Annotated in this window: 22 protein-coding genes; 5 read left to right on the top strand and 17 right to left on the bottom strand. The window is 60.0% G+C overall.

Annotated elements, in window-relative coordinates; genetic code table 11:
• Positions 1 to 2 precede the first annotated feature (2 nt).
• The 6 genes from Q1A52_RS00195 to Q1A52_RS00170 all read right to left on the bottom strand — a co-directional run bounded on the left by Q1A52_RS00195 (position 3) and on the right by Q1A52_RS00170 (position 3749).
• Positions 3 to 998: a BMP family ABC transporter substrate-binding protein gene (locus Q1A52_RS00195; protein ID WP_300009326.1), complete on the bottom strand. Its 996-nt coding sequence runs from the start codon at positions 996 to 998 to the stop codon at positions 3 to 5.
• A 133-nt stretch (positions 999 to 1131) separates the two neighbouring features.
• The gene (locus tag Q1A52_RS00190; protein WP_300009323.1) at positions 1132 to 1569 is read right to left on the bottom strand and encodes a GNAT family N-acetyltransferase; all 438 of its coding nucleotides are present in this window, start codon (positions 1567 to 1569) and stop codon (positions 1132 to 1134) included.
• On the bottom strand, positions 1566 to 2183 hold the full coding sequence (tsaB, locus tag Q1A52_RS00185) for a tRNA (adenosine(37)-N6)-threonylcarbamoyltransferase complex dimerization subunit type 1 TsaB (protein WP_300009320.1): 618 nt from the start codon (positions 2181 to 2183) through the stop codon (positions 1566 to 1568). The genes Q1A52_RS00190 and tsaB overlap by 4 nt, the downstream gene beginning before the upstream one ends.
• Positions 2183 to 2617, bottom strand: coding sequence for a GFA family protein (locus tag Q1A52_RS00180; protein WP_300009317.1), 435 nt, complete (start codon positions 2615 to 2617; stop codon positions 2183 to 2185). Before Q1A52_RS00180 ends, tsaB begins: the two co-directional genes overlap by 1 nt.
• Before the next feature lie 7 nt (positions 2618 to 2624).
• The gene (locus Q1A52_RS00175) at positions 2625 to 3188 is read right to left on the bottom strand and encodes a NifU family protein (RefSeq protein ID WP_300009314.1); all 564 of its coding nucleotides are present in this window, start codon (positions 3186 to 3188) and stop codon (positions 2625 to 2627) included.
• 105 nt (positions 3189 to 3293) lie between these two features.
• A complete protein-coding gene (locus tag Q1A52_RS00170) occupies positions 3294 to 3749 on the bottom strand; it encodes a universal stress protein (protein ID WP_299781295.1) in 456 nt (151 codons plus the stop codon).
• A gap of 134 nt (positions 3750 to 3883) precedes the next feature.
• On the opposite strand from Q1A52_RS00170, the gene Q1A52_RS00165 reads away from it, so the two are divergent.
• A complete protein-coding gene (locus tag Q1A52_RS00165; protein ID WP_299781297.1) occupies positions 3884 to 4285 on the top strand; it encodes a BLUF domain-containing protein in 402 nt (133 codons plus the stop codon).
• On the opposite strand, the gene Q1A52_RS00160 is transcribed toward Q1A52_RS00165, so the two are convergent.
• On the bottom strand, positions 4280 to 5146 hold the full coding sequence (locus Q1A52_RS00160; protein ID WP_300009312.1) for a branched-chain amino acid aminotransferase: 867 nt from the start codon (positions 5144 to 5146) through the stop codon (positions 4280 to 4282). The genes Q1A52_RS00165 and Q1A52_RS00160 overlap by 6 nt on opposite strands.
• 55 nt (positions 5147 to 5201) lie before the next feature.
• On the bottom strand, positions 5202 to 5429 hold the full coding sequence (locus Q1A52_RS00155; protein ID WP_299781301.1) for a hypothetical protein: 228 nt from the start codon (positions 5427 to 5429) through the stop codon (positions 5202 to 5204).
• Positions 5430 to 5550: 121 nt separating this feature from the next.
• On the opposite strand from Q1A52_RS00155, the gene Q1A52_RS00150 reads away from it, so the two are divergent.
• On the top strand, positions 5551 to 6261 hold the full coding sequence (locus Q1A52_RS00150) for a M48 family metallopeptidase (protein WP_299781303.1): 711 nt from the start codon (positions 5551 to 5553) through the stop codon (positions 6259 to 6261).
• On the opposite strand, the gene Q1A52_RS00145 is transcribed toward Q1A52_RS00150, so the two are convergent.
• From Q1A52_RS00145 to rimO, 4 genes are all read right to left on the bottom strand, one after another.
• A complete protein-coding gene (locus tag Q1A52_RS00145) occupies positions 6262 to 6663 on the bottom strand; it encodes a thiol-disulfide oxidoreductase DCC family protein (RefSeq protein WP_300009309.1) in 402 nt (133 codons plus the stop codon). It abuts the gene before it with no gap.
• A gap of 53 nt (positions 6664 to 6716) precedes the next feature.
• The gene (locus Q1A52_RS00140) at positions 6717 to 7067 is read right to left on the bottom strand and encodes a hypothetical protein (protein ID WP_300009306.1); all 351 of its coding nucleotides are present in this window, start codon (positions 7065 to 7067) and stop codon (positions 6717 to 6719) included.
• A gap of 87 nt (positions 7068 to 7154) precedes the next feature.
• Positions 7155 to 7397 (bottom strand): CDGSH iron-sulfur domain-containing protein, encoded by a 243-nt coding sequence (locus tag Q1A52_RS00135; protein ID WP_300009303.1) that lies wholly within the window; start codon positions 7395 to 7397, stop codon positions 7155 to 7157.
• Positions 7398 to 7493: 96 nt separating this feature from the next.
• Positions 7494 to 8867, bottom strand: coding sequence for a 30S ribosomal protein S12 methylthiotransferase RimO (gene rimO / locus Q1A52_RS00130; RefSeq protein WP_300009300.1), 1374 nt, complete (start codon positions 8865 to 8867; stop codon positions 7494 to 7496).
• 66 nt (positions 8868 to 8933) lie between these two features.
• Here rimO and Q1A52_RS00125 point away from each other — a divergent pair, with 66 nt between their 5' ends.
• A complete protein-coding gene (locus tag Q1A52_RS00125; protein ID WP_300009298.1) occupies positions 8934 to 10862 on the top strand; it encodes an AsmA family protein in 1929 nt (642 codons plus the stop codon).
• 156 nt (positions 10863 to 11018) lie between these two features.
• Here the strand turns inward: Q1A52_RS00125 and kdsA are convergent, their stop codons facing one another.
• The 5 genes from kdsA to Q1A52_RS00100 all read right to left on the bottom strand — a co-directional run bounded on the left by kdsA (position 11019) and on the right by Q1A52_RS00100 (position 15858).
• The gene (gene kdsA / locus Q1A52_RS00120) at positions 11019 to 11852 is read right to left on the bottom strand and encodes a 3-deoxy-8-phosphooctulonate synthase (protein WP_300009295.1); all 834 of its coding nucleotides are present in this window, start codon (positions 11850 to 11852) and stop codon (positions 11019 to 11021) included.
• Position 11853: 1 nt separating this feature from the next.
• On the bottom strand, positions 11854 to 13509 hold the full coding sequence (locus Q1A52_RS00115) for a capsule biosynthesis protein (RefSeq protein WP_300009292.1): 1656 nt from the start codon (positions 13507 to 13509) through the stop codon (positions 11854 to 11856).
• Positions 13487 to 14146, bottom strand: coding sequence for an ABC transporter ATP-binding protein (locus Q1A52_RS00110; protein ID WP_299781316.1), 660 nt, complete (start codon positions 14144 to 14146; stop codon positions 13487 to 13489). The genes Q1A52_RS00115 and Q1A52_RS00110 overlap by 23 nt, the downstream gene beginning before the upstream one ends.
• Positions 14147 to 14492: 346 nt before the next feature.
• The gene (locus tag Q1A52_RS00105; protein WP_300009289.1) at positions 14493 to 15521 is read right to left on the bottom strand and encodes a permease; all 1029 of its coding nucleotides are present in this window, start codon (positions 15519 to 15521) and stop codon (positions 14493 to 14495) included.
• A complete protein-coding gene (locus tag Q1A52_RS00100) occupies positions 15514 to 15858 on the bottom strand; it encodes a helix-turn-helix transcriptional regulator (protein WP_299781319.1) in 345 nt (114 codons plus the stop codon). Before Q1A52_RS00100 ends, Q1A52_RS00105 begins: the two co-directional genes overlap by 8 nt.
• A 400-nt stretch (positions 15859 to 16258) precedes the next feature.
• On the opposite strand from Q1A52_RS00100, the gene Q1A52_RS00095 reads away from it, so the two are divergent.
• Together Q1A52_RS00095 and Q1A52_RS00090 are read left to right on the top strand one after the other, a co-directional pair.
• On the top strand, positions 16259 to 17233 hold the full coding sequence (locus Q1A52_RS00095; protein WP_300009286.1) for a LysR family transcriptional regulator: 975 nt from the start codon (positions 16259 to 16261) through the stop codon (positions 17231 to 17233).
• A gap of 356 nt (positions 17234 to 17589) precedes the next feature.
• Positions 17590 to 20793, top strand: a complete 3204-nt coding sequence (locus Q1A52_RS00090; protein ID WP_300009283.1) for a CHRD domain-containing protein — start codon at positions 17590 to 17592, stop codon at positions 20791 to 20793.
• Position 20794: the final 1 nt, after the last annotated feature.

The following is a 20794-nucleotide window of genomic DNA, read 5'->3' as shown; positions in this document are numbered from 1 at the left end:
CTTTAAAAGCTCAGAGCCGGGCAGCTGTCGTCCGATGTGTAGTCATGCACGGCCAGATCACCGGAGGCGATCTTGTCGGCGGCAGCATCAACCGCCGCCTGCATGTCCGCGCTCACCAGGTCGGCGTTGTTTTCATCCATGGCATAGCCGACGCCACCATTGGCAAGCCCCATGATGTTAAAGCCTTTTTCCATGCCCGGACCGTCGGACATCGCGTCAAAGACGGCGTTGTCGACGCGCTTGAGCATGGAGGTCAGCACTTTGCCCGGGTGCAGGTGGTTCTGGTTGCTGTCCACACCGATGGAGAGGATATCCTCATCCGCCGCCGTTTGCAGCACACCGACACCGGTGCCGCCCGCCGCGGCATAGACCACGTCAGCGCCCTGGCTGATCTGTGCCTTTGTCAACTCGGAGCCCTTCACCGGGTCATTCCAGGCGGCAGGCGTCGTGCCTGTCATGTTGGCGATCACCGTGGCGTCGGGATTGACGGCTTTGACACCCTGCGCGTAGCCACAGGCAAATTTGCGGATCAGCGGGATGTCCATGCCGCCGATGAAACCGACCGTGCCGGATTGCGAGGCTTTGGCGGCCAGCATCCCGACGAGGTAGGAGCCTTCATGCTCGTTGAAGACCACGGAACGGACGTTGGGCGCATCCACCACCATGTCGATGATCACGAAATCCGTGTCGGGATAGTCGCTGGCCACCTGACCCAGCGCATCGCCGAAGGCAAAACCGGTCATGACAATCGGGTTGGCGCCGGATTCGGCAAAGCGGCGCAGGGCCTGCTCGCGCTGCGCTTCGGACTGCAGTTCGATGTCACGGAAGGAGTTGCCGGTCTCTTCGGCCCAGCGTGTGGCCCCGTTGAACGCCGCTTCGTTAAAGGATTTGTCGAACTTGCCGCCAAGATCGAAGATCAGCGCGGGTTCGGCGAGGGCGGCACCAGCGGACAAAGCCAGTGCAGCCGTTGCGCCGAGGAATTTGTGCATAAGAGTCATTCAGGGGTCTCCCAGTTTGTGATTTTGGAGCGTCCGGCGGGCCGATCATAGCCCCAAGCCGCCCGGTATGAGCAGAGTTTATCTGTTCCTGTGCAAATTAGGGCCTAGCTGACGGGCAGGGTCAACCGGTTTTTCAGGGGGTGCGGGGGGATTCAGCCCCCTGACCGCAGGGCAACGCCGCCGTCATCAGCACAGCATCCACCATGGTGCCATCAGATCGCTTATAGTAGTCGCGTCGCCGTCCCGTTTGTGCGAATCCATGCTTGCGGTAAAGGCCTTGCGCCGCATTGTTGTCTGCCGCCACTTCAAGAAATGCCCTTTGCGCGGTTGTTTCTGCCATCCAGTCGGAGATCAGCAGGCTGGCAATGCCTTGGCGATGATGGTCTGGATGCACGGCGAGGGTTAGGATTTCCGCCTCTCCCGCGATAGTACGGATCAGGGCGAACCCTTGCGGACGGGCCATCAGGGTGACGTGTGGGCTCTGGAGCAGGGCTGCGAATCCATCTGCGGACCAGTTTCTTTCCGACCGGAAGGCGGCGCAATGCAGGCTGGCGAGCTCTGCCGGTGTCATGGCAGGATGACGGGGGGCGCGTCGCGCGCAGGCGCTGCATCCGCAGGGCGCAGGTAGAGTGGGGCCGGACGCTCGGTCGTCGTTTTGTACCGATCCGCTGCCAGGCGCGCGATTGCTTCGGCAATGGGAAAGGTGGGCGCACGTCCCGTCGCTCCAAAGAGCGGCCCTGCATGCTCGGGCAGGGCCTGCACGGGCACCAGGATCGGCGCTTCTGCGTCAGTCCCGTCAAAGCGCTGATAGTAAAGCTGTTCGCGGCGTGCAGTGATGGCGGTGGCGCAGGGTCCATCGTGGCCATATCGCAGTGCTTCGAAGCTGGACACGCCAACAGCCGGGACGCCCAGCCCCAAGGCCAGCCCGCGCGCCGCTGCGACGGAAATTCGAATGCCGGTGAAGTTTCCCGGGCCGATGCCCACGCCGATTGCCGTCAGCGCGTCAAAAGACAAATCCGCAGATGTCAGCAGATCGTCGCAGAGAGACATCAGCCGTTCGGCCTGCCCTTTCTGCATGGGTTCTTCCGCCTGCGCCACAAGCTGCCCGTCCGATAACACGGCCGCCGCGCAATATGGCGCGGCGGTGTCGAAGGCCAGCACGGTTACGGGCGCGTGTTCGGTCATTACTGCTCTGATCCGAGGCGTAGCGCATCGCGGGCGCTTGTTTCATTTCGAGGAAGCTCGTCCTGGATGTGCAACCACGGCAATCCGGACGCAGCATGGGAGTGCAGGCTGGGTGGCAGCTCTGCAGCCTGATTAATGAGGCCAAGCGGCACATAAATCTGTCCCGGCAGGTAGTCATACCGCGCGCCAAGCGGCGAGCCACAGGCATCGCAAAACCAGCGTTCTACGCCGTCAATGTGCGACACAGGCGCGCCGGGATCGGGGGTGTATTGCACTGTGCCCTCTTCGAAGGCTGCAAAAGCCGCCACCGGCGCGCCGGAGACGCGCCGACAGTCCGAGCAATGGCAGTAAGAAACGACGGACGGCAGGGCAGAAACCGAAAACCGGGTCTTGCCGCAGTAACACCGACCGGTGATCGGTGGGGTCTTGTCCATGATCTGCTTACGTGGCGACCGGGCGCACTTCGGTGACTTCGGGTATGTAGTGCCGCAGCAGGTTCTCGATCCCCATCTTCAGCGTCAGCGTGGAAGAGGGGCATCCGGCGCAGGCACCCTGCATGTGCAGGTAGACAACGCCGCGGTCAAAGCCGTGGAAGGTGATGTCGCCCCCGTCCTGCGCCACGGCAGGCCGTACGCGACTGTCCAGCAACTCCTTGATCTGGTTGACGATCGGGCCATCTTCCCCGGTGTGTTCCGCATGGCCGGAGGCCGGTGTGTGATCCCCGGCCATGACCGGCTGCCCGGATTGGAAATGTTCCATGATCGCGCCCAGAAGGGCGGGCTTGATGTGATCCCAGTCGACTGCGTCGCTTTTGGTTACGGTGACAAAGTCGGTCCCGAAGAAGACGCCGGTGACCCCTTCAACCCTAAAAACACGCGTGGCCAGCGGCGATTTATCCGCCGTTTCAGCGGTCGGGAAATCAGCCGTGCCCATCTCCAGCACGGTCTGACCGGGCAGGAATTTCAGGGTGGCGGGGTTCGGTGTCGATTCTGTCTGGATGAACATGGATTTTCTCCTGATGATGCCTCAGATATGCGGGTCGCGCCCCGTTAAGTCAAGGTTTGGAATCATTCTAATCTAGGCAGAGCCACGGCACATTAATGAAAACGCTCAGGTAATCGCCTCAAGCTTTTCCTTGCTCAGGTCGCCGGGCACAATTGTGATCGGAATGGGCAGCGTTCCCGCACTTTTTGTGAGTTGCGTGACCAGCGGGCCTGGGCCCTTCTTGTCCGTCCCGGCGCCCAGCACCAGCACGCCGATTTCCGGGTCTTCGTGAATCTGCGACAATATCTCATCCACGGGTGGGCCTTCGCGGATTACCAGTTCAGGATCAATGCCCTGCCGGTCCCGCATCCATTTGGCGAAAACCTCGTAATGCACTTCGATCCGCTCGCGCGCTTCTTCACGCATCACGGCACCAACGCCGATCCAGTGGTTGAATTCATCCGGCGGAATGACCGAGAGGATTTCGACCCCGCCGCCGGTATTGGCCGCCCGCATCGCCGCAAATCGCATGGCGTTCAGGCATTCGCGGCTGTCGTCCAGCACGACAAGAAACTTACGCATCTTACGATGTCCCCCTTTTTGGCAGATCATGACCTCAGTTTCCGGGCGGCGCAATCGCAATCTCTGTCCGGCTGCCTCTGGACAGAAGGCACGCAAGGCGCAATTCTGGCAGCACAAGCGGAAAGGTCCGGAAAATGTCCGTCTATCAGCTGATCTATACCTCGCGTCCTTTTGGGTATGACCTGAACATGCTGGCCAGTATTCTGGCAACGGCACGGTCCCGGAACGCGCGGGACGACATCACCGGCGCGCTGATCTGTCGGCCGGATGTTTTTCTGCAGCTTCTTGAGGGCCCTCGGTTGAAGGTCGAGGCCACATACGAGCGGATTTGCGCGGATGATCGGCATGTGGAAGTGACATCGCTGGTGTCCGAAGGCGTTCCGGACCGGCTCTTTCCCGATTGGGCGATGAAGCATGATCCCGCGGTGTCATGGCTCTGGTCGCCGCTGGAGGTTCATATGGGCGCGCTGCATGCGGCCTCCAAGCTGGCCATTCGCGAAGTCTTTTTCAGGTCAGCCCAGGACGATCCGTCATAGCGGTTCGGAGGCGGCCCAGTCCCAGTACATCTCGCGCAGCCGTCGCGCCATCGGACCAACCTGATACGTGGTGTCCTCCAGCGCTTTGACCGGCGTGATTTTTGACATGTTCCCAGTCATGAAAACCTCATCTGCATGATGGAAATCATCAAATGTCAGCACCTTTTCATGCAGGACAATGCCGTCAGTCTTCATGTTCGCGATGTGACGCGCCCGGGTAATCCCGGCGAGGAATGTGCCATTGGCGATGGGGGTAAAGACCTCACCATCCCGCACCATGAAGATGTTGGCTGTGGCTGTTTCCGCGACATTGCCCATCGCATCCGCAACCAGCGCGTTGCTGAAGCCGCGCGCGCGGACCTCTGCCAGCATCCGCGCGTTGTTGGGGTAAAGGCATCCCGCCTTGGCGTTGACGACATTGTCTTCCATCACCGGGCGGCGGAACCTTGTGAAACCAAGCGTGGCTGCCGCATCCGCCGGAGCCATGGGGATCTGTTCCAGGCTGATCGCGAAACCGGTCTCATCCCTACGCGGGACAATGGCGGTTTCATCCCCATGGATCGCCCAATACATCGGGCGGATATAGACAGCATCCTCAGCCCCGTAGTTTTTCAGGCCCTCGCGGACAATCTCGACCATATCGTCGGTGCTGACCGTCGGCTTGATCATCAACGCCTCGGCAGAGCGGTTGACCCGCGCGCAATGCGGCACCAGGTCCGGCGCGCGCCCCGCAAAGAACCGCGCACCATCAAAGACCGTCGTGCCCAGCCAGGCGCCATGATCAGCCGCCTGCATCACCGGCACATCGCCCTTGTGCCAGCGACCGTCGAAATAGGTGTGAATTTTGGTGCCGACGCTCATTTATTGGTCTCCGGGAGAGGGGCCAGAGTGAATTCGCAGCCCGTGTTGGTCAGGGTTACTCGGCGCGGTAGACGCCTTCCGGCAGGTTCAGCGCTGCCGTCAGATCGCGCCACTGTTCAGGGGACAGCGTGATGGAAACGGTGCGGTCCGTGCGTGGGTCGTATTGGTTCAGCAGAATGGCGCTCTCTGTCGCATGCACGCTCACGTCTTCCTGCAAGGGTGCTTTGCCATCATCCACAAGGGTCACGACCGTCGCGTCGAATTCGTGTTCGATTGTAAACATGGGGTCAGACTACGGGTTGCGACGCGCGATGCAAGGGGGACAACGCTGTGTGATCGGACTGGTCGCCGGGAGTGAAGGTGCTAAGATACCAGGCAGTAACAAGCGCGGAGAGAGCCACCCTATGCGATGGAAGCCGATAGCCACAATCATTGCCGCAATGGTGCTCGCCGGGTGCGAGGTGACAACAACGTCCGGGCCAACCGGACCCACGGCACCCGCTGCCGGACAAAGCGGTACGATTAACCGCGCGTCGGTGCAAAGCTTTGGCCAAGTGGTGCGCACAGTCGAACCGGTGGCGGAGCGGGAGTGCCGAGCGCGTACGTCACGTGTGAATTGTGACTTCAAGATCGTCGTGGACAGCAGACCGAACCAGCCCCCCAACGCATTCCAAACACTGGACAAATCCGGACGACCCATTATCGCTTTCACGCAGGCGCTTATCGCGGATGCACGCAATGTTGATGAACTGGCGTTCGTGATGGGGCATGAGGCGGCGCACCACATCGCAGGCCACATCGCGCGACAGCAGCAAAATGCTGTTGCAGGTGCCGTCATCGCGGGCAGTCTGGCGGTTCTACTAGGCGGCACCGGCGAAGCGGTAGAGTCAGCGCAGCGGACAGGTGCAAGGGTCGGTGCGCGGACCTATTCCAAGGATTTCGAATTGGAAGCGGATGCATTGGGCACCATCATTACCGCGCGGGCCGGGTACGATCCCCTGCGCGGGGCGCAGTTCTTCAGCCGCATTCCGGACCCGGGCGACCGCTTTCTCGGCACCCATCCGCCGAACAGTCAGCGGATTGAGACTGTGCGCAGAACTGCGGCAGGATTGTAGTCACTGTTTAGAATTGCGTCCGGCATCTGTCGCCGCGCTTTCACTTTGACGCTTCACATGGCGTTGGTAGAGAAGCGGCGCAAGAATCCTGTCGTATGCCCAACTCGCCACGAAGAAAATGCCCGGCAGTCGCACAAAACGAGCCAGCCATCGATATCCGGGCAACCCCTCCCAAAGCGCGATGAATGCCGGAACACCGATGTGAGTCCGGCCGTCTTTACGCACGTGCAGGCGCCGCGCGGCGTCAGCCGCATCTACGCCCCATGTCCGCAAGTTTTCCGCATCCGCCAGATCATCATAGCGGTGCGGCAAGTCGCACGCGGTGCTGAGACGCCGATAGTGCGCAATTTCGCGGCTGCAGACCGGGCAAGTGCCATTGTAGAGAATGTCCGTTTTGCTCATAACCGTGAGCTAGATCGCACCCATGATGTTTCCAGACGCCTGATTGTCGCAGACTAGCGCGGCTTGTTGCCGTCAATCCATTTCGACATCATGCCCTTGTCCCGAAAGCACTCTCGCGGGATATCACGACGCTTGATCCGGGCGATCCTTTCGGCAAAGGCAACCTGTTTGGAGGACGGGTAGTTCGCGAACCGGCCATCGGGTGTTTTGGGCTTGTGCGCTTCAATCCATGCTGAAAGCGCGGCGCGGTTGCCGTACAAGTCCTTCGGCAGCGTTGTTCCGGCTTTCTGAGCAATCGATTGCGCGTATCGCAACTGCTTTTCCGTGGCCGCCTGTGTGTTTGCGACAGGCCGCGCAGCCTGCACGTGTGCAAGGAGCCCGGGAATCTGGGGTTCAAAAGACATGGGGATGCTCCCGATCACTGTTCTGGTCAACAAATAGAACATAAAGAGAACATTTTCAAGCTCAGGGCCAGTTTGGCCTTTGCATCCTTATAGCTTTGAATGTGTTCCATCGCAGAGCGGTGCGGTTTTGGTCGCCTTGCAGCCGCAGAAAAACAGGGTTTTATCCGCCTGCGCCTCATACTTCATGGGCGAGAAGGCACTGTCCTTGTGCGAGCCATCACAAAAGGGCTGTTTCGAAGATTGGCCGCATGTGCACCAGAAGTAGGTTTTCCCGGCGCTCACTTCGACGCGGTAGGGCGATTTCTGGGCGATCTGCGGCGTGTCGGTCATAGGTGAGCTTTCTCTGGCGCAAAGACTGTGGCTTGATCAGCGTGTGACGGAGAGCATAGCGCACTGTCGCAGATCGACCAACGGACAAGGCAACTGTCAGGTTATCAACCGGCCCCAGAGATCGTATTCGCCGGCTTCGTCGACCTCGACCGTTACGATATCGCCAACGGACAAGCCCTCAAACCCCTCATCAATGAACAGGTTTCCGTCGATCTCCGGTGCATCCGCCTTGGTTCGGCAGGTGGCCGCCTCGTCGTCGATTTCATCAATGATCACGTCGAGCCGCTGCCCGACCTTGGCCGCCAGTTTCGCCTCAGAAATTGTCTGTGCCTTGGCCATGAAGCGTTCCCAGCGGTCCTGCTTAACCTCCTCGGGCACATGATCCGGCAGCGCATTTGATCGCGCGCCATCGACATTTTCGTATTGGAAGCAGCCAACGCGGTCCAGCTGCGCCTCGTCCATCCAATCCAGCAGCGTCTGGAACTCGGCCTCGGTTTCGCCGGGGTAGCCAACGATGAAGGTCGACCGCAGGGTCAGGTCCGGGCAGATGTCGCGCCATGCTGCGATTTCGTCAAGCGTGCGCGCAGCGGCGGCCGGGCGGGCCATTCGGCGCAGCACATCCGGATGCACGTGCTGGAACGGGATGTCCAGATAGGGCAACACCAGACCATCTGCCATCAGCGGGATCAATTGGCGCACATGCGGGTAAGGATAGACGTAGTGCAGCCGTACCCAGGCCCCCAGGCTCCCCAGATCTCGCGCCAGATCCGTGATGTGTGCCCGATGCCCGCGATCCGTCGCATGTTTGATGTCAACGCCATAGGCGGAGGTGTCCTGCGAGATGACCAGCAGCTCCTTGACGCCGCTTTCCACCAGCTTTTCCGCCTCGCGCAGCACCGCATGGGCGGGGCGGGATTGCAACCTGCCGCGCATGTCCGGGATGATGCAGAACTTGCACTTGTGATTGCAGCCCTCGGAAATCTTCAGGTAGCTGAAGTGCCGTGGTGTCAGGCTGACCCCGGAGGCGGGCAGCAGATCGACAAATGGATCGGGGCTGGGCGGTACCGCGTCGTGCACGGCATCCAACACCTGTTCGTATTGATGCGGCCCGGTCACGGCCAGCACGCTCGGGTGCGTGCCTGTGATGTATTCGGGCTCGGCGCCCAGACAGCCGGTGACAATCACCCGTCCGTTTTCCTGCAGCGCTTCGCCGATGGCTGTCAGGCTTTCGGCCTTCGCGCTGTCGAGAAACCCGCATGTGTTCACGATCACCGCGTTTGCCCCAGCGTAATCGGGTGAAATCCCGTAACCTTCCGCGCGCAGGCGGGTCAGAATACGTTCACTGTCGACAAGTGCCTTGGGACACCCGAGACTGACCATACCGATGGTCGGCTGTCCGGGGCGCGCAGGGTCCTGCAACCGTGCCTTTGGCGCGAGATCGGGGCGCAGATTGGGTGGGTTTGTGCTCATGACTTGCGCTATAGTGGAAGTGAGGAGCCCCGAAAAGGGCTGGTGGATCAGAGTAAAGGTGTTGTCATGAAATGGATCTTCCGTCTGTTGGGGCTGGTCGTCCTGATTATCGTGGTGGGCGTTGTCTCGATTTTCTTTTTGCCGGCGGACCGGGTGGCGCGTATCGCGGCAGAGCAATTGCGCGGCGTGACCGGACGGGATGTGTCGATCACGGGCGATGTGGCGCTGACGTTCTGGCCGGTGCTGGGGGTGCGTGCGGGCGGTTTGGAGGTGGGCAATGCTGACTGGGCGGATCAGGGCCCGATGCTGCAGGCCGCAAACGCGGCCATCGGTGTGGATGCCATGGCGCTTTTGCAAGGTGAGATTCGCATCACCAATATCGAGGCGGAAAGCCCGACCATTCGGCTGGAGCAGCGGGCGGATGGCCGCGCAAGCTGGCAATTCACCGATGCAAGCGGCGCGGCCCAGATCGAGACTGAAACCGCGCCCGATAGACCCGCCCGTCCGATCAGCATCGAGCGGCTGAAAGTAACGGATGCGCGGCTGATCTATGACGCTGAGGGCAGTGATCTTGTTTCTTACGAAGGGGTTGATCTGACCCTCGATTGGCCGGAACGGCTGGGCCCTGCCGAGATTGCCGCCGTCTTGCGGCCCACCGGTGACCCGGTGACGGTCGACGCGGTTGTCGACGGTTTTGCGGGTTTCATCGCCGGCGACACGCAGACTTTCCGCGCCAGTGTGGATGCCGATGTGGGGACGCTTTCGTTTGACGGGCGCGGTAGTACCACCGGGGCCGTTACCGGCACGCTGACTTTGAAAACCGGCAATACGGGCGCTTTCTTGCAAGTGCTTGGGTTGCCCGGCGCGGAACTACCTGAAAACCTGGGCCGAAGCATTGATCTCAGCACGGCGTTGACCCTGACGCCCGATCGCCAACTGGCGTTGAGGGACGTGGTTGCAGAATTGGGCAAAAACCGAATTACCGGCGCTGCTGACATTGGGCTGAATGGCGTGCCGCAGGTTAATGCGCAACTGAATGTGGGCGTGTTCGATCTGATGTCCGGTGCCGCGCCTGAAACCGGCGGCGATGATGGCGGTGCTGGGGCTGGCGGCAACGCCAGCAGCGGTTGGCCGAAAACACCCATCGACGCCAGCGGGCTTGCTGCGTTCAACGGCGAGATTGTATTGACGGCGCAGAGCATCGATCTGGGTCAGTTCAAGCTCGGTGCGACACGGGCGCTCTTGCGCAATGATCGGTCACGCATGGTATTCGATTTGCGGGATGTGGCCGCCTACGGTGGCAACCTGAACGGTGAGTTTGTCATCAACAACCGATCCGGCCTGTCCGTGGGGGGCAGCCTTGCGGCTCAGTCCATCCAGATGCAGCCGTTGCTGAGGGATGCCGCTGACTTGGACCGCCTGACCGGCCAGGGCAATGCGCGGCTGTCGTTTCTCGGAGCAGGGGCCTCGGTGGATGCGATCATGCGGTCTCTGTCGGGGGATGGCTCCGTTCAGATCGGGCGGGGCACGATCCTCGGGATCGACCTGGACCGCCTTATGCGCTCAGGCGATTCCAGCGGGGGGACCACCGTTTTCGATAGCCTCGGCGGGACATGGACCATCGCCTCGGGCGTGCTGAGCAACACTGATCTTCTGCTGCAGCTAAAGAACTATCGCGCTTCAGGGGAAGGCGTCGTGGGGCTTGGGACTCAAACGGTGGACTATACTTTCACCCCCGTCGCGCTTCGCGCCAATAGCGGGCGGGGCGTGTCAATCCCAGTGCGCTTCACCGGGCCGTGGTCGGACATCTCCATCAGACCGGACCTCGAGGCGGCCTTTGAGGCAGAGATCGACGCTAAAACCGACGAGCTGGAAAACAGGGCCAAGGAAAAGCTGAACGAAAGGCTCGGCATTTCCGGGCAGGATGGGCAATCCACCGAGGATGCGGTGAAGGATCAGGTTGAGGAAAAGCTTCTCAGGAAGCTTTTTGACTGAGGAGAGGCGGTCCGAACCGCTTCGCATCGGACGGCCGGATTGCAGTGCCCATGTGCACAGGTGGCCTGAAAGCCCACCCTACCTGCCACCACAGACCTTTGCGACCGGCAGGTAAAGTGGGCTTTCAGGCCACCTGTGGCTCAGGCAGTAGCGTGGTCAGAATGCCAGGGGCGTCTCCTTCGACAGCCGGTCGAAAGCCATCAGCGTTTCGACAAGCTTGGGCATCTGGTCGAGGTATATCATATTCGGCCCGTCACAGGGGGCGTTGTCGGGATCCTGATGCGTTTCCATGAAAACGGCACCTACGCCAACGGCGACGGCTGCGCGTGCCATGACCGGGGCGAATTCACGCTGACCGCCAGAGGACCCGCCGCGCCCGCCCGGCTGCTGGACCGAATGCGTGGCGTCCATCACCACCGGATAGCCGGTCTGCGCCATCTGCGGCAGCGCGCGCATATCGACGACAAGCGTGTTGTAGCCAAAGGTCGTGCCCCGCTCCGTGAGTAGAATGCGCCGGTTGCCGGTCGATTCGATCTTGGTGACGATGTTCTCCATCTCCCAGGGTGCCAGGAACTGACCTTTTTTCACGTTGATCGCTGCACCGGTGTTGCCAGCGGCGAGCAGCATGTCGGTCTGGCGGCAGAGAAAGGCAGGGATCTGGATGATGTCGACGGCCTCGGCGGCGATGGCGCATTGCGCCTCGGAATGCACATCGGTGATGACCGGCACACCGTTGGCCTTGCCGACGGACTGCAGCACCTTGAGCCCTTCGTCGATGCCCATACCGCGCGCGCCGTCAAGCGATGTGCGGTTGGCCTTGTCGTAAGAGGCCTTAAAGACATATTGCGCACCGGCCGCCGCGCAAGCCTCTTTCATCACCCCGGCAATCATCTGCGCGTGATCTGCGCTTTCCAGCTGGCAGGGGCCCGCGATCACGGTCAGCGGGCGGTCATTGCCGATCGTCAGATCGGCGACGGAAACATGCGTCATATCAGGAGGTCACCTGTTCACGGAGAATGGAAGCAGTCAAAGAGACCATCAGATATACACCTGCAAAGATCAAGAAGGCCACCAGCGTGTTCTCAAACTTCCGGGGGTAGCTTGGCTCCTCCGAGGCCAGAGGTTTTACGCTCACGGTCAGGTAGCGCACCTGCCGATTTGCCTCCATGCGCGTCTGCTCCATTTGTTGCAACGCGGATTGCAACAACATGTCCCGCGTCGCAAGATCTGCCTGTGCCATCTGGATACGCACGTTGAGCTGAGCGAGAGAGTTCTCGCCCTGACTTGCATCCGTCATCCGTGCATTAAGCTCATCAAGCTGTTCATTGAGCCGCCGCACGTCGCCACGCGCGCCATCGACGCGAGATTGGTTCGGGCGTGCATTATCGAGCAGCGCCGCCAGCTGCAGTTCTTTTTCAAGCAGTTGCAGTTCCACCTGATTGATTTGTCCGCGCAGCCCGGCGATGACCGCTTGCGGATCGAGCGTGTCACCCTGCAACTGCAAGGTGACCAGCGCTTCCTGCGCCTCTCGGCGTTCGGTTTCGGCATTTTCAAAGCTTGTCTGCGCCTCGGCCATCTGGTCGCCGCGCTTCTTCTGGCTTAGATTATTTACACGGTCTTCGGCGTAGTCGATCAAGGCTTGGCTCATATTCGCGCTGACGTTGGGATCAGCCGCAATCACCTCCATGCGCAAAACACCTTCGGTCGGATCGTACCCGACTTTCACGTTTTTCTTATAGGTTTTGTAGGCCTGCTCGTTTGAGGGGTTCTCGGCCAAGCGCTGGACCGGATCGATAACGGCTGCCGAGAAATGCGACTTGAATCCGACATCTGAATCAAGACGCAGCATGGCATCCTTGGACTGCAGATAGGATTGAACTGCGATGCTATCCTGCGAAGTGGCGAACTGTGTGCCAGACAACAGCCCGCCAATGGCGCTGCCACCTGCACTGTCTGCCTGAAGGATCAGGAATTCCGATTTCGTCGAATACATCGGCGTGGCGACCGCATAGAAATACCAGCCCGCAATCACCGTCGGCAGCATCACAAAAAATGCCAATCGTGCGAGCAGCATGCCCATCTTGCGGCGGCGGCGGCGCGTAATGTCTTGCTGAATTTCAGAGATTTGCCGATCACGCATCTCAGCCGGGCTGAGGTGTTCAGTCGATGGCAGGGTTTCACGGTCAACCGGCATTGTTTGGGGCAGTTGAATGCGCCCGGACTTCTTGTTCTCACCGTTTAGTTTGCCCTCGGTCCCGGTTTCCTGCGTGGGATCGTTCGGGTTCTTGGGCACCACGAGTTCCAGCATGTTCGACCGTTGGAAAGGATCAATGCCACGTGCGCGCAACAGGCGAACGGCGTCGAAATCCGACGTGGGTGCCAACCCGTTCTTATGCGCCACGCGCCGTGCCATGCGCAGCTGCCGGCCTGTCAGCCCTTCGCGGCGGATGGCATCCAGCTCCAGCGCCACGTTCTCGGTGTTGGTGTCAGCCGACGCGGCCGTCTTTTGCGATTGCGCCTTGGCTTCTTGTTCCTCAGCTGCAGTTTCCGGTGACAGAGGACGATCCGCCGGATTGGCGTCCTTCGCGCTCAACCCCGGTGACGTCCGCTTGATGCGGAATTTTCTAGCTGTCGGTTTCGTAGTCATAAAGCCGTTTCGCTTCTTCCAGTGTGTCGAACATATGGAGCTGACCGTTCAACAGAACTGCTGCTGATCGGGCGAACTTCTCGAGCGTACGTGCCTGATGCGACACGATGATAATGGTGGTAGTTTGCAGGCGCTCCTGCAGGATTTCCCCTGCCTTGCGGTTGAATTCTACATCCGTGGTGCCCGGCATGCCCTCGTCGATCAGGTACATGTCGAAATCAAGCGCGAGCATCAGCGCAAAGGAAAACCGGGCGCGCATGCCTGCCGAATAGGTACCGATCGGCTGGTCGAAATACTCACCCAACCCGCACAACCAGCGACAAAAGCTTTCGACATAGTCCGGATCAAGCCCGTAAAGCCGTGCAATGTATCGGGCGTTCTCCATCGCGGAGACCTTGGTCACCACTCCGCCCATGAAACCCAGGGGAAAGGAGATGTTGCAGCCACGCCTGATTTCACCCTCGTCGGGTTTCTCAAGACCTGCAATCATGTTGATCAAAGTGGTCTTGCCGGTACCATTCGGGGCCAATACGCCCAGCGAGTTGCCTAGTTCAACTTTGAACGACACCCGGTCCAGGATCACCTTGTGTTGGGATCCGGTCCAAAATGATTTTGACACGTTCTCGAAAGACAGCATCACTGCTCCGGTTGCTCTGACCGCGTAACGGGTCTGCCTGTTTTCTGTACTCAGACTTTGTCAACGGATTATCTACCGTGTTTGGCATAATTATGTCTTAATTGGAAACAAAAGTGCAATTGTAACGGTGGGGCACGGACGCAAAGACCGGCGGTAATTCGCCGCCGTGTCTCCATTGCCGCAGCGCATGACGGCCTATAGTTGTGTGGATCTGGCTGCCTCATGTATCGCGCGAGTTTTATTGCAAAGCAGTTGTATCATTCCACATCGCTCATCCCACTGGCGCGCCGTGCTTGCGTCATAAGACAACGCGTGCCGGGTTGTGAAAAGCCCTGTCCTTTTGTGGTCAGGCGATGGTCTGCCAAGCCATGCCCGCCAGCACCGCACCAACAAGGGCGTAAGAGAGGTAGGCCGCGAATACCCGTGGCTTGACCAATGCCCAGACTGCAATAGCCGCGGGGATACTGCTCACCCCGCCAGCAATCACAAAGGACATCGCGGCACCCGGTGCCATACCCTGTGCCAGCAGGGCGTCGATTAGTGGCACGGCAGCATAGCCGTTCAGATAGGCGGGTGCCCCCACCAGAGCGCCGAGGAAAATGGGCCAGATGCCGGTGCCACCCAGAACGTTGGCGATCAATTCGGCGGGCACATAGGTCAGCATCATCGCTTCGATCACGTAGGCCAATGTCAACCACTTCAACAAGAACATGCCGTTTTCGAGTGTGGTATCGCGGAAAGTGCGTGTGCGATCCGGCTCTTGCCAGAACTGCCAAAGGGGCGCGCCGCTAAAGGGTTTCTTGGCCCCGCAGCATCCGCCAACAGCGGGCCGTTCCCGCAGCGGATCAGCAAAGACAGGGGAATTGGCGAACAGCATGGTGCCAAAGCCGCCCAGGATGCCCAGCCCGACGGCGGAGAACGCCTTGGCCACCGCAAACTCCCACCCCAGTGTCCCGGAGGTGATGGCAAACATGGCCGGGTCCATCAGCGGCGAGGCCAGCCAGAACGCCATGACAGCACCCAAGGGCGCGCCTACGGCCAATAGTGCCGCGATGAAGGGGATAACCTCGCAGCTACAGAATGGGGAAAGCCCACCAAGCAAGGCAGCCATGACGATCATTCGGGCCTGATTGCCGGAAAAGGCCTTTGCAAGCAGAGTCTCTGCGCCAGATGCCTTCAGATAGGCGACGGCAAACACGGCAAAGAGAATGAAAGGTGTCGTGTGCAGTAGTGCATTGGCGGCAAAGACCACAGTCGGCACAAACTCGGACCCGTCGAAAATGGCGACCAGCGCCAAAAGGACTAAGGTTGCTCCCCAAGCACTGGGACGTGGGAGGCGTCTCGACAATATCTGTGAGTTTGTCGTGTCAGCCATGATCATGGTCTCCGCTTGGGGTGGTGCTGTCAGCGCAGCATTCGTTCAGCAAGAATTGCGACAACGTTTGCAAGTCGGCATAGGCAACGGCAGCGCAGATGATGCTGCGCCCTTGCTTTGCCTGCGTAACAAGCCCCGCCGAGTTCAGGATTTTCATGTGATGTGTGAGCGTCGACCCGGTCACACCGGTCCTGTTGCCCAACTCGCCAATGCTCAGCCCTTCGGGGCCGGCCCGTACCAATGTGCGCAACACGCTCAGCCGCTGCTCGGAGCCAAGGGCCGCAAACTGCGCTGCCGCCACTGTCAGGTCGGGGGTATCCTGTGCTTTCATTTTCATGATTCTAGAAATAGTGAAGTAATTCACGTGCCGCAAGCATTACTTCGATAAATATCGAAATAAGATATCGGCCCAGGCGTTCGCGCAACAAGATATCTGTCTTCCAGGCGCTGATGGCTTTGAAAGGGAGTTATGTCTTACGGGTTTCCTCTGGGCACCTTTTACCCAGTGTCGCGCTCTCGGGATCAGTTTTGTTTCAACTGGTTGCCGAAAATCACACGGTGTTTCACGAAGAAGAGATGTTGGTTAATACGCGTTGATTGTGTCCCTCGATACCGACAAGATTTAGGGAGCGGGTGAAGGCGGGAAGCGACATCGGGCTCTTCCATGCCCGATCGGGACCCTCGACCGTGGCCTGATAAGAGTGACCATCAAGACCGCAAGAAGGGCGACATATCGCATGAACCTGAGAGACCTCCAATACGTCATTGCCGTGGCGGAGCATCATAACTTCACCCGCGCGTCCCAGGCCGTGGCGGTCAGCCAGCCAGCGCTTTCAAACCAGATCAAAAAGCTCGAATCCGAATTGGGTGTCCCCATTTTCGAACGCAGCAAGGATGGTGTGCATCTGACTGCCTTCGGGAAGGATCTGATTGCGCAAGCCAAGCAGGTTGTCGAAATCGTCACCAACATTGGCGATCTTGCGCGCAAGCATCGGACAACTGAACTCGCGCCCATCCGTCTGGGTATGACCCCGACCTTGGCCGCCTATCTGTCGCTCTATTTTCGGGATGTGTTTGCGCAGGCCGCGCCGGGTCGAAAGATCATCGTTGTCGAAGAGTATCCTGTGGCGCTCGCCAAAATGGTCGAGGACCGCGTGATCGACATGGCTTTCATCGCGCGCAAGAGCTTTGATCACATTTATCGCGGGTCAAAACGGCCCACGGATTTCACATCGCTGTGGCTTGAGCCGCTCTATCTCGGGGTGCGATCCGGTCATCCTTTGAGCCGCAAAACCAGCATCTGGGCGCATGAGGTCCCTGCCGAGCAGTTGATCCGGTTCGATATCTCCTTTGGATATGATCTGGAAAGCAACCTGCCCGATCCCTCCGATACGGTCGCAGAGGCGACCGGGATTGACGTGAAAACGGCGCGCTTTGAGACGGTGTGCCGCTACGTGGCGCAAAGTGATGCCTGCACGATGGTGAATGCCATCGCGGCAGAGCAGTTCAAACGCGATGGGTTTGGTCTGGCCTTCATCCCGTTTGATGACGAAGGCAACATGCGGGAACTCGGGGCGTTGACCAGACCTCAATATCCCAATCCGGACATCATCGACGCGCTGGGCGGGTACGTCTGTGAGAACCCGCCGCATGGCACCGTCGCCTCCCGCAATGCGGATATGGTCCGAACGCCGGTTTCTTCCGGTACCTGAACACCTGAACTTACAGTTGATGCTGCAATCCGCGCGCGGGCGCCGGGCGCGCTGGGTCATTTGGATCCGGCGCAGACCATTGCAGTTTGCGATCAGATTGGCCGGTTCCGGATCACTTACGCCGACATTCTTGTGAGGCAGCGTCAGCGAATAAAACGCCGACCTCATCGTGGATTTTTAAGTAACTGTAATTAATTAATTTTATTGTTACCCAGCTCGCGAGCCACGTGAGTATTTGCCTTGGTTATGCCCCCTATTCGATCAAAGAATTTCTAAAACCTGAGGGGCACAGGCACCTGATTGAGCAGCGGAGGACACACCATCCGCCTAACGCAACTCAACCATGGAGCTCCCCAATGCTTTCCGAATTTCTAGCAAGTTTGCGGGCCAGACTGCTGACAACATCGTCGCTTGCGCAAGAGACAGCGCGTGACGGTCAAACACTGACAAACGGCTTTTTCCAAAGCACAGTGGTCGACAACACCCCTGCCTTTCTTCTCGACAATGATTTTGCACGTTTCCTGAATTTTGGTCAGGTCGAAACAAACAACGCCGCCGCCGCCGTCGCGGTGACCGGCGAGGACGCGCAGGTCTTCAACTTCCGTTCCGGCAGCATCGAGGCCAATTCCGGCCCGGACGCGCTGGCCACCGGCATTCAGGTAACCGGCAGTGCGGCGATCCGCAATTTCGGCGAGATCGCAGGCGACTTTAACAGCGTCCAGTTTGCGGGCGCGGGCAGCTCCGGATCGCTGGACAACTTTCGCGGCGGTGTCATCTCTTCCGACAGCCGCGCGGTGGATATCCAGGGTGAGGGCGTCAGCGTCCGCAACTTTGGCGACATCCTTGGCACCGGCGATCAGCGTAACGGCACCATCTACAGTGATGCGGGCGCCGAAGACGTCTCGATCAGCAACTTCTCCGGCGGCACCATCGACGCAGGGGCCGGCAACAACGGTGCGGGCATTTCGCTGCAAGTTGGCGATGAAGCGGGCGACCGTGTGGAAAACACGATCTTTAACGGCTTTGGCGCGACCATTCAGGGGCGCGGGCAGGCGGCTGCCAACACACCCGGCGCGGGCGACGGTATCCATATCAACAATGGCGCCGAAGGCACCGTCTCCGAGACGGACATTGTCAACAGCGGTCTGATTTCGTCCGAGAGCAATCAGGGCACAGCCGGTGGTATCCGCGTGGCCGACGGTGTTGCGGCCGAAGGGCGCATCCTGAACACCTCGACCGGCACAATCGAAGGCGTGCGCAATGGTCTCTACATCGGCAACGCCGAGCACGATCTGGACGTCCTGAACTTCGGCACGATCCAGTCGGACAGCCGCGCGGTCAACATCGATGGATCGGGCGTTGATCTGATCAACGGCGGTGACATTCTGGGCACCGGCGATCAGCGCAATGGGACCGTCTATGCCGATGACACGGCGCGTGATTTCTCCATCAACAACCTCGCGAATGGCACAATCGATGCAGGCGCGGGCAATGACGGCGCGGGTATCTCGCTTTCGCTGGCCGAAGACGGCAATGGCGACGTGGAGATCACCAACGCAGGCACCATCGCCGGGCGCGGTCAGGCCTCGGCTGCCGCAGGCACCGCGGGTGACGGTATCCGCCTGGAAGGTGTGCGCGGCGAGGCTGGCTTTGCGGCTGCCCTCTTTGACGGCACGATCACCAACGCAGGCACAGTGACCTCTGAGAGCCTCGTGGGCACAACCGGTGCGTTCCGCGCCGTAAACGGTGTCAATTTCCAGGGCGAATTGGTCAACGAAGCCAGCGGCGTCTTTGCCGGGGGGCAAAACGGCGTCTACTTCGGCACCGGCGATCACACGGGCGGTTCGTTCGTCAACCGCGGATTGGTGACCTCTGACAGCCGCGCGCTGAACATCGACGGTGAAGGTCTTGATGTGCGGAACGAGGGCGCGATCCTCGGCACGGGCAACCAGCGCAACGGCACCGTCTACGCCGATGGCACCGCCGACAACTACACCTTCACCAACACCGGTCTTGTGGACGCAGGCGAGGGCAACAACGGCTCCGCCGTGTCGCTGCAAACTGGCGATGTGGATGGCGATGTCGTCTCGGCGGCCATCTTCAACGAAGGGATCTTCCAGGGGCGCGGCGACGCCACAGAAGGCAATCAGGTGGGTGACGGTCTGCGGCTCTTCAGCAATCAGGAAGATGCAAGCTTTGCCGGACTGGTGCAGAACGACGGGCTGATCGCCGGATCGGAAGACAGCGACGCGGCTGCCGGTATCCGGATCGATGGTGGCCTGAACATCCTTGGCGCGATCATCAACGAAGGTGAAATCACCGGTCAGTTGAACGCCATCGACGCCACCGACGGCGGCTCAGTCACTTTCGTCAATGACGACGCAGGTGTAGTAAATGGTAATGTGTTACTGAGTGCCGGAGACGACATCGTTGTAGACCTCGGTCAGATCAACGGTGTCGTCAATGGCGGCGCGGGGGATGACGTGCTGATCACCGGTCAGGGCGACAACGTGATCGTCGGCGGCCTTGGCAATGACTTCATCGACGGGGGCGACGGTTTCGATACGGTCGATTTCTCCGACCTTGATGTCGCGGTCAGTGTGAACCTCGGCCCCAATGGCAACGGCACGGCGACGCGGGATACCGGGTTCACCGTGCGGGTCACCGATCAGGCGGTCTCGGCCCCCGGTCAATTCGGGTCGGCCATTGCCGATGGTGCGCAGTTCGTCGATCAGGCGGTTGCAGGCAACCTTTACTTCAACATCCACACGGCAGAATTCCCGGGCGGCGAAATCCGCGGGCAGTTGCTGGTCGATAGCGATGTGACGGTTGGCGATTTCCGCACCATCACCCTCTCGGGGGGGCTGGACGCGAGCCAGGAGCCGGGGCCGACATCAGACAGTACCGCCACGGGCGAAGGCTCGCTGGTCATCGTGCAGGAAGTGCATACCGGCGCGGTCACCTACTCCAGCGAGCTTAGCGTTGTTGGCCTGAACGAGGCCGATCTGCAGACGCCGATCCCCGGTGTGGTCTCGGCCATCCATCTGCACAATGCGCCAGCCGGTCAGAACGGGCCTGTGGTGCAGGACACGCTGGTGGACGCAGGCGCGACCCTCGATGTGATCGAACCGATCTCGCCCACCGGAGTGGTTGGTGACGATGTCATCGAAAACCAGATCGAAACCGATGTTCTCAGCTCGATCGAGAATGTCATCGGGTCTGACGATGGCGACGTGATCATCGGGAGCGACGCAGACAACGCGCTGAGCGGCGGTGCGGGTGATGACCTGCTCGACGGTCAGGGTGGCGACGACCTGCTTCTCGGTGGTGAGGGGGCTGATATTTTCTCCTTCGCGCCGGGTGACGGCAACGACATCGTTGGCGATTTCGAACTGGGTATCGACAAGATCCGTCTGACCGATTTCGGGCCAGACTTCGATCTGTCCTCCGCTGTGTCCCAAGACGGCGCAGACGCGGTTCTGTCCTTCTCCTCCGACGCCTCCGTGCGGTTCGAGGGCATCGACAGCACCCAACTGACCGAAGACGATTTCATCGCCTGAT

The sequence above is a fragment of the uncultured Roseobacter sp. genome (assembly GCF_947488185.1).
GTDB lineage: Bacteria > Pseudomonadota > Alphaproteobacteria > Rhodobacterales > Rhodobacteraceae > Roseobacter.
Note: the sequence above shows the minus strand (reverse complement) of the source record. Positions and strands in the feature narration are given on the sequence as shown.

Coding starts and splice junctions, on each gene's coding strand:
- Q1A52_RS00160 (WP_300009312.1), bottom strand. CDS start 5,146: ATGAGCGTCGGCACCAAAATTCACACCTATTTCGACGGTCGCTGGCAC.
- rimO (WP_300009300.1), bottom strand. CDS start 8,867: ATGAGCACAAACCCACCCAATCTGCGCCCCGATCTCGCGCCAAAGGCA.
- Q1A52_RS00100 (WP_299781319.1), bottom strand. CDS start 15,858: ATGAAAATGAAAGCACAGGATACCCCCGACCTGACAGTGGCGGCAGCG.
- Q1A52_RS00115 (WP_300009292.1), bottom strand. CDS start 13,509: ATGACTACGAAACCGACAGCTAGAAAATTCCGCATCAAGCGGACGTCA.
- Q1A52_RS00095 (WP_300009286.1), top strand. CDS start 16,259: ATGAACCTGAGAGACCTCCAATACGTCATTGCCGTGGCGGAGCATCAT.
- Q1A52_RS00155 (WP_299781301.1), bottom strand. CDS start 5,429: ATGTTTACAATCGAACACGAATTCGACGCGACGGTCGTGACCCTTGTG.
- Q1A52_RS00110 (WP_299781316.1), bottom strand. CDS start 14,146: ATGCTGTCTTTCGAGAACGTGTCAAAATCATTTTGGACCGGATCCCAA.
- Q1A52_RS00140 (WP_300009306.1), bottom strand. CDS start 7,067: ATGTCTTTTGAACCCCAGATTCCCGGGCTCCTTGCACACGTGCAGGCT.
- Q1A52_RS00135 (WP_300009303.1), bottom strand. CDS start 7,397: ATGACCGACACGCCGCAGATCGCCCAGAAATCGCCCTACCGCGTCGAA.
- Q1A52_RS00165 (WP_299781297.1), top strand. CDS start 3,884: ATGTCCGTCTATCAGCTGATCTATACCTCGCGTCCTTTTGGGTATGAC.
- kdsA (WP_300009295.1), bottom strand. CDS start 11,852: ATGACGCATGTTTCCGTCGCCGATCTGACGATCGGCAATGACCGCCCG.
- Q1A52_RS00175 (WP_300009314.1), bottom strand. CDS start 3,188: ATGTTCATCCAGACAGAATCGACACCGAACCCCGCCACCCTGAAATTC.
- Q1A52_RS00105 (WP_300009289.1), bottom strand. CDS start 15,521: ATGGCTGACACGACAAACTCACAGATATTGTCGAGACGCCTCCCACGT.
- Q1A52_RS00190 (WP_300009323.1), bottom strand. CDS start 1,569: ATGACACCGGCAGAGCTCGCCAGCCTGCATTGCGCCGCCTTCCGGTCG.
- Q1A52_RS00170 (WP_299781295.1), bottom strand. CDS start 3,749: ATGCGTAAGTTTCTTGTCGTGCTGGACGACAGCCGCGAATGCCTGAAC.
- Q1A52_RS00180 (WP_300009317.1), bottom strand. CDS start 2,617: ATGGACAAGACCCCACCGATCACCGGTCGGTGTTACTGCGGCAAGACC.
- Q1A52_RS00150 (WP_299781303.1), top strand. CDS start 5,551: ATGCGATGGAAGCCGATAGCCACAATCATTGCCGCAATGGTGCTCGCC.
- tsaB (WP_300009320.1), bottom strand. CDS start 2,183: ATGACCGAACACGCGCCCGTAACCGTGCTGGCCTTCGACACCGCCGCG.
- Q1A52_RS00125 (WP_300009298.1), top strand. CDS start 8,934: ATGAAATGGATCTTCCGTCTGTTGGGGCTGGTCGTCCTGATTATCGTG.
- Q1A52_RS00145 (WP_300009309.1), bottom strand. CDS start 6,663: ATGAGCAAAACGGACATTCTCTACAATGGCACTTGCCCGGTCTGCAGC.
- Q1A52_RS00195 (WP_300009326.1), bottom strand. CDS start 998: ATGACTCTTATGCACAAATTCCTCGGCGCAACGGCTGCACTGGCTTTG.
- Q1A52_RS00090 (WP_300009283.1), top strand. CDS start 17,590: ATGCTTTCCGAATTTCTAGCAAGTTTGCGGGCCAGACTGCTGACAACA.